Annotated in this window: 11 protein-coding genes; 6 read left to right on the forward strand and 5 right to left on the reverse strand. The window is 71.0% G+C overall.

Features of this window, described 5'->3' with window-relative positions; translation table 11 throughout:
- Nucleotides 1-187: 187 nt before the first annotated feature.
- Entirely contained in the window at nt 188-511 is a 324-nt protein-coding gene (gene clpS, locus WMF27_RS22030; protein WP_272093285.1) for an ATP-dependent Clp protease adapter ClpS, read from the forward strand.
- Complete coding sequence (gene clpA, locus WMF27_RS22035; RefSeq protein ID WP_437766921.1) at nt 508-2,823, forward strand: ATP-dependent Clp protease ATP-binding subunit ClpA; 2,316 nt, start codon at nt 508-510, stop codon at nt 2,821-2,823. Before clpS ends, clpA begins: the two co-directional genes overlap by 4 nt.
- A 251-nt stretch (nt 2,824-3,074) precedes the next feature.
- Here the strand turns inward: clpA and apaG are convergent, their stop codons facing one another.
- Entirely contained in the window at nt 3,075-3,458 is a 384-nt protein-coding gene (gene apaG, locus WMF27_RS22040) for a Co2+/Mg2+ efflux protein ApaG (RefSeq protein WP_044965505.1), read from the reverse strand.
- 202 nt (nt 3,459-3,660) lie between these two features.
- On the opposite strand from apaG, the gene WMF27_RS22045 reads away from it, so the two are divergent.
- The gene (locus WMF27_RS22045) at nt 3,661-4,713 is read left to right on the forward strand and encodes a rhomboid family intramembrane serine protease (RefSeq protein WP_437766920.1); all 1,053 of its coding nucleotides are present in this window, start codon (nt 3,661-3,663) and stop codon (nt 4,711-4,713) included.
- A gap of 63 nt (nt 4,714-4,776) precedes the next feature.
- Here WMF27_RS22045 and WMF27_RS22050 read toward each other — a convergent pair whose 3' ends face one another.
- Nucleotides 4,777-5,988 carry a hypothetical protein gene (locus tag WMF27_RS22050; protein ID WP_437766919.1) on the reverse strand — a complete coding sequence of 404 codons (1,212 nt, stop codon included), beginning with the start codon at nt 5,986-5,988 and terminating at the stop codon, nt 4,777-4,779.
- Nucleotides 5,989-6,146: 158 nt separating this feature from the next.
- On the opposite strand from WMF27_RS22050, the gene WMF27_RS22055 reads away from it, so the two are divergent.
- Nucleotides 6,147-6,779: a hypothetical protein gene (locus WMF27_RS22055; RefSeq protein WP_437766918.1), complete on the forward strand. Its 633-nt coding sequence runs from the start codon at nt 6,147-6,149 to the stop codon at nt 6,777-6,779.
- A 36-nt stretch (nt 6,780-6,815) separates the two neighbouring features.
- Here WMF27_RS22055 and WMF27_RS22060 read toward each other — a convergent pair whose 3' ends face one another.
- Nucleotides 6,816-7,982: a 1-aminocyclopropane-1-carboxylate deaminase/D-cysteine desulfhydrase gene (locus WMF27_RS22060; protein ID WP_437766917.1), complete on the reverse strand. Its 1,167-nt coding sequence runs from the start codon at nt 7,980-7,982 to the stop codon at nt 6,816-6,818.
- 14 nt (nt 7,983-7,996) lie between these two features.
- A complete protein-coding gene (locus WMF27_RS22065) occupies nt 7,997-8,965 on the reverse strand; it encodes a ferritin-like domain-containing protein (RefSeq protein ID WP_437766916.1) in 969 nt (322 codons plus the stop codon).
- 201 nt (nt 8,966-9,166) lie between these two features.
- Here WMF27_RS22065 and serC point away from each other — a divergent pair, with 201 nt between their 5' ends.
- Entirely contained in the window at nt 9,167-10,252 is a 1,086-nt protein-coding gene (gene serC / locus WMF27_RS22070; RefSeq protein ID WP_437766915.1) for a 3-phosphoserine/phosphohydroxythreonine transaminase, read from the forward strand.
- 583 nt (nt 10,253-10,835) lie between these two features.
- Nucleotides 10,836-11,156: a KGG domain-containing protein gene (locus WMF27_RS22075; protein ID WP_044965509.1), complete on the forward strand. Its 321-nt coding sequence runs from the start codon at nt 10,836-10,838 to the stop codon at nt 11,154-11,156.
- A 254-nt stretch (nt 11,157-11,410) separates the two neighbouring features.
- Here WMF27_RS22075 and WMF27_RS22080 read toward each other — a convergent pair whose 3' ends face one another.
- Nucleotides 11,411-12,355, reverse strand: coding sequence for a fatty acid desaturase family protein (locus WMF27_RS22080; protein WP_437766914.1), 945 nt, complete (start codon nt 12,353-12,355; stop codon nt 11,411-11,413).
- Nucleotides 12,356-12,670 lie beyond the last annotated feature (315 nt).

The raw sequence follows: 12,670 nt of genomic DNA on the forward strand, positions 1-12,670 counted from the left end.
GCCGGCGCCCGCGAACGAACCCAGCAGCACCCTCGGCCCGGTTCCATGAGCCGAGCGCCACGGCGGACGGAAAATCCAGGCCCGCGCGTGGCGAAGGGCGCCGCGGCGGAGCATGCTTCCGGGGCACGAGCCAGCTTCGTCGACCGCTCGCCGGGGCGGGGCTCTTGCTATCCTTCCCGACGGATTTATGCCGAACGATCCTGAGGAAAGAGAAGACAAGCAGGGCGACCTCGCGACCGAGCGCGAACGGAAGGTCGAGAAGGCCCGCCGCTACAAGGTCGTGTTCCACAACGACGACTACACGACGATGGAGTTCGTCGTGCTCGTCCTCATGAAGTTCTTCCACCGCACCGAGACGGAGGCCACGCACATCATGCTGAGCGTGCACCATCGCGGCCACGGGGTCGCCGGCGTGTACACGAAGGATGTCGCCGAGACCAAGGTCGCCCAAGTCCAGGACTTCGCCAAGGAGCACGCGATGCCCCTTCGGTTGACCGCCGAGCCGGAATGACCATGCGCATCAGCCCCGAAGTTGAGATCGCCTTTTCGCTCGCCACCCGGGAGGCCTCGCGCCGCCGGCACGAGTTCGTGACCATCGAGCACCTGCTCTACGCGCTGCTCTTCGACGAGGAGACGGCCGAGGTCCTCCGGCACGCGGGGGGCGACACCCCGCTGCTCAAGAAGAAGCTCGAGCGCTTCCTCGACGAGGAGATCGAGGTGTTGCCGGAGGACGCGGACACGAGCCCGACGCTCTCGCTCGGGTTCCAGCGCGTGGTCGGCCGCGCCGCGATGCACGTGCAGTCCTCGGGCAAGAAGGAGCTCAAGGGGGCGAACGTGCTGGTGGCGATGTTCGCCGAGCGCGACTGCCCGGCGGTGACGCTCCTCGGCGAGCAGGGCATCAGCCGCTTCGACGTCGTGAACTACATCTCGCACGGCATCTCGAAGACGGGCCAGGACGACGGCCTCCGGGAGGAGCCGCCGGAGGAGGGCGGCGAGCCCGGCGCCGCGCAGCCGGTCAAGGATCCGCTCGCGGCGTTCACGACGAACCTCAACAAGGAGGCGGCCGAGGGCCGCATCGACCCGCTGGTCGGCCGCGAGAACGAGGTCGCCCGCACGATCCAGGTGCTCGCGCGGCGGCGCAAGAACAACCCCCTGCTCATCGGCGACGCCGGGGTCGGCAAGACGGCGATCGTGGAGGGGCTCGCGCAGCGGATCGAGAAGAAGGACGTGCCCGCGCCGCTCAAGGACGCGACCGTCTACGCGCTCGACATGGGCGCGCTCCTCGCCGGCACGAAGTACCGCGGCGACTTCGAGAACCGCCTCAAGGCGGTGCTGCGCGCGCTCGAGAAGCAGGCGGGCTCGGTCCTCTTCATCGACGAGATCCACACGATCATCGGCGCCGGCGCCGCGAGCGGCGGGACGATGGACGCGTCGAACCTGCTCAAGCCCGCGCTGGCCTCGGGCCGCCTGCGCTGCATCGGCGCGACGACGTTCCAGGAGTACCGCGGCCACCTCGAGCGCGACAGCGCGCTCGCGCGGCGGTTCCAGCGCATCGAGGTGCCGGAGCCCTCGGTCGACGAAACGGCGCAGATCCTGAAGGGCCTGCAGAAGCGCTACGAGGAGTTCCACAAGATCACGTACACGGCCGAGGCGATCGAGGCCGCGGCCAAGCTGGCGGCGCGGTACCTGCAAGATCGCCGGCTGCCCGACAAGGCGATCGATCTGCTCGACGAGGCAGGCGCGGCGGCGCGCCTCCGCCACGGCGACGGGTACACGGTCGAGGCGGCGGACATCGAGCTCGTCGTCGCGAAGATGGCGCAGATCCCGCCGCGCCAGGTGTCGACGTCGGACAAGGCGCAGCTCAAGGATCTCGAGCAGTCGCTGCGCTCGGTGATCTTCGGGCAGGACGAGGCGGTGAAGCAGCTCGCGTCGGCGATCAAGCTGTCGCGCGCGGGGCTGCGCGCGCCGGAGAAGCCGATCGGCTCGTTCCTGTTCTCGGGGCCGACGGGCGTCGGGAAGACGGAGCTCGCGAAGCAGCTCGCCAAGGCGCTCGGCATCGGGTTCCTGCGGTTCGACATGAGCGAGTACCAGGAGCGCCACACCGTCTCCCGGCTCATCGGCGCGCCGCCCGGCTACGTCGGCTTCGACCGCGGCGGCCTGCTCACGGAGACGGCGGCGAAGACGCCGCACGCGGTGCTGCTGCTCGACGAGATCGAGAAGGCGCACCCGGACGTGTTCCAGGTCCTGCTCCAGGTGATGGACCACGGCACGCTGACCGACAACAACGGCAAGAAGAGCGACTTCCGCCACATGGTGCTGATCATGACGAGCAACGTGGGCGCGCGGGAGCTCGCGCAGGCGCGCGTCGGCTTCGGCGAGCGAGGGACGGCGGGCGACGACGACAAGGCCTACAAGAACACGTTCAGCCCGGAGTTCAGGAACCGGCTGGACGCGCGCATCATGTTCCGGGCGCTGGATCCGTCGGTGATGGGCAGCATCGTGGACAAGTTCGTCGGCGAGCTCGCGGCGATGCTGGCGGATCGGTCGGTGACGGTCGAGGTGACGGACCGGGCGCGGGCGGAGCTCGCGACGCGAGGGTACGATCCGGCGAACGGGGCGCGGCCGCTCGGGCGCGTCATCGAGAACGACATCAAGCGGCGGCTCGGGGACGAGCTGCTCTTCGGGGCCCTCGAGAACGGGGGCAACGTCGCCGTCGACTTCGAAGGCGGGGAGTTCACGTTCACGTTCTCGGCGGCGAGCGGGGGGGAGCCGGAGAAGGCGAAGGCGAACGGGGCGGCGCTCGAGCCGGAGGCCGTCGGCTAGGATGGCAGCGACGGAGCCAGCGAGGAGGGGGGTGCCCGTGCGCGCGGGCGGCGGGGGCCCCTCCCACGAACTCGCGCCTTTTGGGAGGCGATTGCCGTGGGTGCGGGAGTGGCGGGTCGGGAGCGATAGGCTGCGATGCGGGCCGGCGCTCGGGTTCGTGGGGCCCTACCCCGCCGCCCGCGCGCACGGGCACCCCCCTCCCCGCTGGCTGTTCCAAGGGGGTAAGGGGGTAACGGGGGTGGGGGGCGGCGTCAGTTCAGGGAGTGCGGCATCGCCAGGGTGAACGACGCGATCTCGGCGTCGAAGACGCGGCCGTCGGGGCGGTGCATCTGGTAGGTGCCGCGCATCGTGCCGCGCGGGGTCTCGAGCACACAGCCGCTCGTGTACTCGAAGTGCTCGCCAGGCTTGAGCGAGGGCTGCTGGCCGACGACGCCAGGGCCGCGCACCTCCTCCACCTTCCCGCTGCCGTGCGTGATGATCCAGTGCCGCGTCCTCAGCTGGGCGGGCTCGGTGCCTTCGTTCGCGATCCGCACGGTGTAAGCAAAGACGTAGCGGTGCTCCGTCGGGGATGACTGCGTGGGGACGTAGACCGTCGAGACGGTGACCCGGATGCCCTGCGTGATGGCCGTCGACACAACCACGCACTGCCACCGCTGCGGCGCGCGCACAAGGGCCCGGCCGCGCAGCGCGCGCACAGAGCCGGCAACCGGCAAGGAGCGCCGCGGCTCGGCGTGACGACGAAGACGGCCAGGCTCCCGGAGGCCCGGCGTTGACAGCTTCCGGGCTCATCCGCACGTTTCGATGAACCTTGGGTCGACGAACCGTGGAGGACCCGCCGTGGGCGAACAGAACCGTATCTGTGTTCGAGATGCAGCTGGCGAGCCGTTCGTCCCGATCGCGATCCTGCCGCCGGCGCGCGGCGAGAGGGCGGCGATGATCCAGAACGGCGAACCCACGTCCGGAGAGGCGGAAAATCACGGCCTCGGGCTCACAGCCATCGGCCCCGTCATGCCGGAGCGCAAGATCCGCGAGTGGGCGCTCGTGCTCCAGTCGAGCGAGCTTTGGCACGCCGTGCGGTACACGCCGGCGGGCTGGGTGCTCCTCGTGCGCGACGAGGACTACGCCCTCGCCGCGGGTTCGATCGATCGGTACGAAGCGGAGAACCGCAACTGGCCCCCGATCCGCCCGCGCGAGCGGCTGCGCCACCCTCCGTCCATGGTCGCGGGCGTCGCGTTCGCCGCGCTCGCCCTCTTCTTCTTCCTCGTCACCGGGCCCGCGAGCGGCGGCGGGCGCTGGTTCCAGCGCGGCACCTCCGTCGCCAACCTCGTCGTGGGACCGGAGCCGTGGCGCGCCATCACCGCGCTCACGCTGCACGCCGACTCGGCCCACGTGCTCGGCAACGTCATCTCCGGGACGGTCTTCGCGTCCGCCGTGCAGCGCCGCCTCGGGCCGGGCGGCGCCGCGCTCGCCGTGGTCGCCTCGGGCGCGATCGGGAACTTCGCGAACGCGCTCTGGCACCAGAGCATGGGCCAGCACCACGCCTCGATCGGCGCCTCCACCGCGGTGTTCGGCGCGATCGGGCTGCTCGCCGCCACGCAGCTGATGCTCGACCGCGCGCACGACAAGGAGAGCGGCGAGAAGCGCCACCTCCTCCACCTCGCCGCGCCGCTCGTCGGAGGCCTCGCCCTCCTCGGCGCCCTCGGCGCGAGCCCACGCTCCGACCTCGGCGCGCACGCCTTCGGGTTGCTCAGCGGCGCCGCGATCGGGGTCGTCGCCGGCCTCTCGCTGCGCAACCGGCCCGCGCCGCGGCGCCCCGTCGTCCAGGTCGCGCTGGGCGCGACCGCGGCGGCGCTCGTCCTCGGCGCGTGGCAGATCGCGCTCATCACCTGAGCGCACGACCGCGGCGGCGCTCGTCCTCGGCGCGCGGCGCGCGCTCATCGCCTGAGCGCGACCTCAGTCGACAGGCCAGATCCCCACGGTGCCGCCGACCCAGGTCAGGTCGCGGTTCTGATCGACGCCGAGCATCCTCCCGCGCGAGAGCCGCACCAGGTTGAGGACGAGCGAGAGCTCGGGCTCGTCCGGCGCGCGCAGGAACATCATCCGCACCTCGGCCTTCACCCCGTTCCCGTCGGGCATCGCGAGCGCCGGCTCGTACGCGACCTTCTCCTGGAGCAACCAGCCCGATCGCTCCCCCTCCGGGATCGCGGCGATGTCCTCGGGCGTGACATCCACCTTCACCCCGGAGCCCGCGAAGGAGAACAGCGGCTTGAGCACGCAGCGCTCGAGATCCAGCGGCGCGCCGTCCAGCGCGCTCAGCGTCCACGTTCGCGGGAGCGCGGGGTGATCGATGTAGGGCAGCGTGTACTTCGACCAGGTCCAGTACCAGTTCGGGTGCGAGCACCACGTGACGTCGAGCGGCTCGCCGTACCGGAACGGGAGCTCGACCCGCTTCGACTCGAGCTCGTCGAACACGACGCGGTTGTACAGCCGGCGGACCTGGACGAGCCGCCCGCCCACGCGGCGGAACAGCCGATCCCCCTCCCGGACGAGCGCCGTCGGGCAGACGGCGTCGACGCCGACGAGGAGCTTCGTCGCCACGAAGTCGGGGTACGTCTTCTGCTTCTCCGGCGCGAGGTCGAGCAGGACCACCGACTCTTCGGGCTCTCCCGCGAGGATCGCGCGGCGAAGCTGCGCGATGACGTCGGCGGAGCTCCGGCCCCCGAAGCAGCACGACCAGCGACGGTCGAGCCCCGGCATCCCGGCGAGCACCTCGGCCATGACCTCGACCTGGACGAGCATGAGCGCGTAGAGCGACGGGAACGCCTGCAGCTCGACCACCTTGCCCGTGAGCTCGCCGTCCGGGCCGCGCACGATCGCGAAGTCGACCTGCGCGCAGTTGGGGAGCGGATCCATGCCCGGGACGTCGAGGTGCGCAGGGATGGCGCGCTTCATCCGCGCGATGAGCGCGGGGCTCGAGATCTGTCGCACGATCTCCGTCGCGGAGCGCTCGAGGTCGTCGCGCAGCCTGTGGGGCAGGAACAGCGGCGTCTCGGCGACGCGGAACGGGATCGCGCACCCGAGCCGCCGCTCGAGCCGGCCGAGGTAGTCCGCGTAGGTCGACGGCCCGAAGGCAGCGTTGAACGCGCGCCGGAAGGTGGGGTCCATGGTTTTGTATTTTGGTCGTATCACGGCAACGCGCGCGGCTGAACGGCCCGCCGGGCGCCTCCGGCAAGAGCGCGCCGGGGGTCCCCGCGGTCCGATCCGGCTTGAGGCCGCGGGCACGGCGACTACAGTCGCCGCGAACCCCGCCGAGGCCTCCCACGATGATCAAGCTCCGCTCCGCCATGGTTTTGCCGCTCGTCGCCGCGCTCGCCGCGGCGTGCTCGAAGACCCCCGAGCCGACAGCCACATCCGCGCCCGAGGCGCCCGCGACCAGCAAGCCCGCCGCGCCTGCCGAGGCGGCGCCCGCTCCGAAGCCGGCGCCGGCCAGCGGCCAGCAGGCGGGCGGCGGCGAGCTCGCGTGGGACGCCCCGGCGAGCTTCGAGAGCGCGCCGAACCCCAACACGATGCGCAAGGCCACGTACAAGATCAAGCGCGCCGCCGGTGACACCGAGGACGCCGAGCTCAGCGTGAGCCAGGCGGGCGGCAGCGTGGACGCGAACATCACGCGCTGGGCCGGCCAGTTCTCCCAGAAGAGCGAGGATTCCCCCAAGCGCACCGACCTCAAGGCCGGCGATCTCAAGGTCACCATCGTCGAGGTGAAGGGGACGTTCGCCGGCTCCGGGATGCCCGGCATGCCCGCCTCGGATCCGAAGCCGAACTATGCCCTCCTCGGCGCGATCGCCGAGACGCCGTCCGGCGGGCTCTGGTTCTTCAAGATGACCGGCCCCGAGAAGACGGTCACCGGGGCGCGCGCCGACTTCGACAAGCTCGTGAACAGCCTGCGCGTGAAGTGACGCCACGGCGCGGCGCGTCGACCACGCGCCGCGCCCTCAGTACGCGATCTCCCCGTCGAAGAACCGCGCGAACGCCGGCGGGAGCGCCGCAGCGCCGCCCTCCGCGAGCGGCGGTCGCGCGCTCGAGAGCGTCTGCCAGAGGAGGATCGTCTCCCGCGGGCGCTCCTGCGCGATCCCGCGCAGCGCGGCGAGCGCCTTGGCGCTGTACGTGACCTCCCCCGGCACGCCGATCAGCCGCTCCACCTCGGGGATCGCGGCGACGGACGCGGGGGTCGGCATGCCGTAGCCGGGGCCGATCGCGCGGTGATCGATCTCGAAGCGGACCGGCGGGAGCCGACGCCGGGTGAAGCGCGGCGCGCGCCGGGCGAGCAGGCGCTTCATGCTGCCGATCTCGTACCGGACGACGGCGCGGTTCGACGCGATGCGCTCGGTGATGCGAACACCGACGATCGTGGTCGGCCAGCCGAGCACCGCGGCGCCCAGCGTGAGCCCCGCCAGCGTGCCGCCCGTCCCCGAGGGGACGACGATGCGATCGGGCCGGGGGACCTCGCCGCGCCGGACCTGCTCCGCGAGCTCGAACATCGCGTCGACGTAGCCGAGGCACGGGAGGGCGGACGAGGCGCCTGGCAGGATGAAATACGGCCGGTCGGCCCGCCGCAGCGCCCGGATCGCCCGGACCGCGGTGGTCGCGTACCCGCCGCCATGGACGAGCTCGGCGCCGCTGGCCGCGTCGGCGAGGAGCGCGCCGCGGCCGAACCGGGTGATCGGCTGATCGAACAGGACCGCGGTGACGGCGAAGCCGAGCGCGCGGCCGAAGAGGGCCGTGGCGGTGACCTGCGTCGACGCCAGCCCGCCGACGGTGACGAGCGTCCTCGCGCCGCGCCGCTCCGCGTCGGCGAGCAGGAACTCGAAGCGACGCACCTTGTTGCCGCCGTAGAGCGGCGAGATCAGATCGTCGCGCTTCACCCAGACGCCGCCGCGCCCGAGGTACCCCTCGATCGCGGCGCACGGGACGACCGGCGTCGGCGCGTGCGCGAGGGGGCGCCACGGGACCTGCCCCGAGAGCTCGGGCAGCTCGGCGAAGAGCGGCAGCTCCCGCGACGCGGGCAACGCGGGCAACGCGGCGGGGCGCGCCCCGGGAGGCCCCGCCGCGCCGGCCGCCCCGGCGCGGGTGGCTCGCCCCTCGTCCTCGCCGTCAGCCACGCTCCACCTCGCGTTCAGGCGCGCGCCGCCGCGCCGTGCCCCGCCTGCGTGCCGCCCGGGCCCGTCTGCTGATCGGCGTCGCCGGGGTCGTCTTCCGCGCCAGCTTCCGCGCCAGCGCCGAGGCGGCCGCCGCGCGTGACCAGGGGATCGCTCAGGTACGTGTCCGTCAGCCGCTTCGGCCCTGCGACGCCGAGCAGCCGGAGCGGGAAGAGCAGCACCGAGAGCACCCACGAAGCGAGGCCGAGCGCGAGCTTGCCCCCGTACGCCTCCGCCACCAGCGCGAGCTTGCGGCCGGCCGACATCGACGAGATCGGCGCCTCGGTCAGGCCGATCCGCATGAGCCGGAGCTCCGCGATCCGCACCGTGTGGCGCACCAGATCGGGCAGGCGCTTGAGCGCCGGATGGTCCATCGGCAGGCGCTTCTTCATGAACGCCTCGAGCCGCGACACGCCCCAGAGCGACACCAGCGCGAGGCCGAGCAGCCGCCTCCGGAGCGCCGGCCTGCCCGCGATGGCCTTCCTCGTCTGCTGCTCGCCGAAGTCGACGTGCCGCTCTTCCTGCCGCACGCCGCGCTTCAGGATGGCGACGATCTCCGGCTCGTCCACGGTCTCGATCATCGCGTAGAAGGCCTGGAGGACGAGGCCCTCGCCGAGGGCCATCTCGAGGGCGACGTGCTCGGCCCAGTCCCCGCCCATCAGCCCGGTCGCGAGGAAGCGCACGCTCCAGGCGGCCTTGTCCGGCGGCGCGCCCAGGATCTCGAGGATGCGGAGGAAGTTGCCGACGTGCTGGAACTCCTCGACGGCCTGGCGCGCGAGGAAGCGCGCGGACTCCAGGTCGGGGGCGTTGTAGAGCCAGTGCCCAATCTGGACGCCGGTGATCTCCCCGTAGAGGAACTGCTGCACGGCCCAGACGATCACGTCCTTGTCCCTGACGGGATCGAGCCTGGCGCCCTGGAAATCGAACGCCATCTCTTCGCGGGTCATCAGCATCACTCGCCCTCCGGGGCAGTGAATTTAGCTTAAATCGCGGCCGCCGGCAGGTCCGAGGCGAAGGGCCCGGCGCGGCGCGATCCGCGCCGCGCCGGCGCTCCTGTTCGGCCCGTCCGGCGGAGGCGGCGCCCCCCGTGGTATACGGCCGACACGGCGGCATCAGGAACCGCCGACTTGAACCTCAGGAGAAGCACCATGGCGCGTGTCCACAACTTCAACGCCGGCCCTGCCGGGCTCCCCCTCCCCGCCCTCGAGCGCGCGCAGCGCGAGCTCCTCGATTTCGAGGGGACGGGCATGTCTATCATGGAGCACAGCCACCGCGGCAAGGCGTTCGAGGCGGTGCACAACGAGGCGATCTCGCTGCTCCGGCAGCTGCTCGGCCTGTCGGACGACTATCACGTGCTGTTCATGCAGGGCGGCGCGGCCATGCAGTTCGCGGTCGCGCCGATGAACCTCCTGCCGCCCGGCAGGAGCGCCGACTACATCCTGACCGGCGGCTGGTCGGAGAAGGCCCTGGAGGAGGCGAAGCGCGTCGGGACGGTGCGCGTGGCCGGGAGCACCGCCGTCGACAAGCGGTACACCCGCATCCCCCACCAGGGAGAGCTCTCGCTCGATCCGAACGCCGCCTACGTCCACATGACGACGAACAACACGCTGTTCGGCACGCAGTGGCACTGGCTGCCCGACACGGGCGACGTGCCGCTCGTCGCGGATATGTCGTCCGACATCCTGTGGCGGAAGATGGATATCTCCAGGTTTGCCCTGGTTTACGCCGGCGCCCAGAAGAACATCGGACCGAGCGGGATCACGGTCGTGCTCGCCCGCAAGGATCTCGTTGACAGCGCGCGAAAAGACATTCCCGTCATTTTCCGTTATGCCACTTACGCTGCCAACAACTCGCTCTACAACACGCCTCCGACATTCGCAATCTACCTCATGCGCAACGTGCTCGCGTATACGCTTGAGATCGGTGGGCTCGAAGAGGTCGAGCGACGGAATCGCAAGAAGGGTGAGCTGCTGTACGAAACCATCGACGCGCACCCGGACGTCTTCCGGGCGCCGGTCGAGAAGGAGAGCCGCTCGTTCATGAACGTGGTGTTCCGGCTGGCCAGCGAGGAGATGGAAAAACGCTTCGTCGCCGAAGCCGCAAAGGAGGGTATGGTGGGGCTCGCCGGACACAGGTCGACCGGGGGTATCCGGGTTTCGATCTACAACGCAGCACCCGTTGCATCGGTGGAGCGCCTCACGGCGTTCATGCGGGATTTCGTCAAGAGGGCTTGACTCGCGGCGGGAGCACGACGTTCTCGGCATTTCCAGGTTCGCCGCTGTTTCCAAAACACGCTCGGCGAACCTCCCCCTAATTCGTCGCGTCCCAACCTTCAGCCCGCTTGACGTTGTTCCGCCCGGCACAACAGGCCTTCGCGGAAAGGGTCTGTCGGCCTTTCCGCAGCTGGGAAGGAGGCGGCGAACACCGCTCCCCGACCAGCGCCGGAAGGGGACGGCGAACGCCGCTCCCCGACCAGCGTCGGAAGGGGACGGCGAACGCCGCTCCCCGACCAACACCGGAAGGGGACGGCGAACGCCGCTCCCCGACCAACACCGGAAGAGAACGGCCATCGCCGGTCTCGACCGGCCCAGGAGGGGACGGGGGGAACGCCGTCCTTTACCGGCTCGCAGGCCCCGTTCGGAGACCTGAATCGAGCGAGCCAACCGTAAGGAGAGGATGATGGCGAGCATGGATGATCGTATGATTTCCAGGAGTGAGGAGGGCCAGGAGGAGAGAGGGGCCTCGCCGAGCGAACCCCCGCCTTCGTCGGCGTCGCAGCGGGCTGCCAACGAGCGGCAGCAGCGTGGCTTCGCCGCCATGGACGAGGACCGGCAGCGCAAGATCGCCAGCAAGGGCGGGAAGGCAGCCCACGAGAAGGGGACGGCGCACGAGTTCACGCGCGACGAGGCCCGCGCCGCCGGCAAGAAGGGCGGCGAGGTCGTCAGCCAGAACCGCAAGCACATGGCCGAGATCGGTCGGCGTGGCGGCGAGCGCGTGAGCCAGGACCGGGCCCACATGGCCGAGATCGGCCGCAAAGGCGGCGAGGCCGTGAGCGGCGATCGCCAGCACATGGCCGAGATCGGCCGTCGTGGTGGCGAGTCGCGGGGAGACCAGCCGCGGGAGAATCAGCCGCGCTGACCGGGGGACGCGCAGGGCCCGGCGCCGGCGGCGCCGGGCCAGCCCCCTATCCCCTCGCGACGGCCACGACCCTGGCCTCCCGGTCGTCGCCGCGAGGTGCCTCTCGGAGGTCTCCAGGCGCCACAGGACCGCGCGCGCCGCGCCGGCGTGGCCCGCCCCCCCCAGCACATCTCGGCCAGGCGCCCGGCGCGCCGCCCCAGGAGGGCGGCGTTGAGCCTCAGCGCGGGCAGGAGCCGGCGGTCAGCCGGGCGCGATCAGCCGGGCGCGATCGCGCCCAGCGAGACGTCGCTGGGCGTCTCCTTCGGGCCAGGGATCCATTCCTCGTCGGGCTCCTCCGGCGGGAGCACGACCGGGGCGCCGTCGTAGCGCAGGCGCTTGCCAGGCCAGACGAAGCTGCGGAAGAGGTAGGCGAGGAGCGACGGCTGGTCGAGGCCCGGGTGGATGAAGGGCGCCACGCGCCTCGCGTGCGCGGCCGGCAGGAGGCTCCAGTGGAGGCCGGGCTCCATGTGATGGATGGAGTGGAAGCCGTTGTTGTACGTCCACCAGTTGACCAGCCGGCCGACGAAGTTGCGCGAGTGGTTGTACTCGCTGTCCTCGTCGCAGCCGTCGTGCTGGAGGTAGTTCATGGTCACGATCCCCCACGCGGCGTACTGGTGCGGGATCAGGACGTAGAGGAGGAACTTCTGCCAGTCGAGCGCGAGCAGGGCCCCCATCGCGCCGAGGAACACCGCCGACTCGAGGAGCATCTGACGGAACCACGGCGGGTTCCGCCGGTACATCGCCTTGAAGTAGCGCATGTCGGCGGGCAGGATGTCTCGCGCCACGCGGCTCATGAAAAAGAGGCCGTTCAGCAGGTTCCACCGATAGCGCACCTTCGTCGTCCGCATCACGTCACGCCGGGACTGCGTGTACTTGTGATGGCTGAGGTTGTGGCCCGGGACGTAGGCGCTGACGGGGTGCCCGTAGGTGAGCGTGAGCGCGATCTGGAACGCGCGGTTCATCCATCGCCGCCGGAACACGGGGCAATGGACCGCGTTGTGGGTCGCGACCGCTCCGAGGAACGAGAACACGCACGTCGTGGCGAGGAGCGGAATCGCGAGCCATAGCGCGCGCGGCGCGTAGGCCCATTGCACCGCCACGAGCACGAAATACGTCGCGACGAAGAGGAGTGTCTTGATATCGGCGCGGTACCGGAGCATGGCTGTTCTTCGCGGCTACTACCAGGACCACGCGCCGAACCGACCGGCAGCGCCGAGCAGCGCTGACCGGCCCGGACGGGCGCAGCGGCCCATCTTCTCCGCGCTCTTCCTAGCGCATTTCGTCACAGCTGGAAGCCCGAAGTTGCATTCCGACGAGCGCTCCGCGCCATCCCCACCCGACATCCGTGTTTCACGCCGATGTCTCGCGCGCGGTGCGGGTGCGATCGTCTCTACGCACCGCGCGCCGGTGTGCAGGCGTGGGAGCCGCTCCGCCGGTGTGCCGGTGAGGAAGCCGCTCCGCCGGTGCTCGGCGGC

This window comes from Sorangium sp. So ce281, from assembly GCF_051527395.1.
Lineage (GTDB): Bacteria > Myxococcota_A > Polyangia > Polyangiales > Polyangiaceae > Sorangium > Sorangium cellulosum_B.

Coding starts and splice junctions, on each gene's coding strand:
- clpS (WP_272093285.1), top strand. CDS start 188: ATGCCGAACGATCCTGAGGAAAGAGAAGACAAGCAGGGCGACCTCGCG.
- WMF27_RS22065 (WP_437766916.1), bottom strand. CDS start 8,965: ATGACCCGCGAAGAGATGGCGTTCGATTTCCAGGGCGCCAGGCTCGAT.
- clpA (WP_437766921.1), top strand. CDS start 508: ATGACCATGCGCATCAGCCCCGAAGTTGAGATCGCCTTTTCGCTCGCC.
- WMF27_RS22050 (WP_437766919.1), bottom strand. CDS start 5,988: ATGGACCCCACCTTCCGGCGCGCGTTCAACGCTGCCTTCGGGCCGTCG.
- serC (WP_437766915.1), top strand. CDS start 9,167: ATGGCGCGTGTCCACAACTTCAACGCCGGCCCTGCCGGGCTCCCCCTC.
- WMF27_RS22080 (WP_437766914.1), bottom strand. CDS start 12,355: ATGCTCCGGTACCGCGCCGATATCAAGACACTCCTCTTCGTCGCGACG.
- WMF27_RS22055 (WP_437766918.1), top strand. CDS start 6,147: ATGATCAAGCTCCGCTCCGCCATGGTTTTGCCGCTCGTCGCCGCGCTC.
- WMF27_RS22075 (WP_044965509.1), top strand. CDS start 10,836: ATGGACGAGGACCGGCAGCGCAAGATCGCCAGCAAGGGCGGGAAGGCA.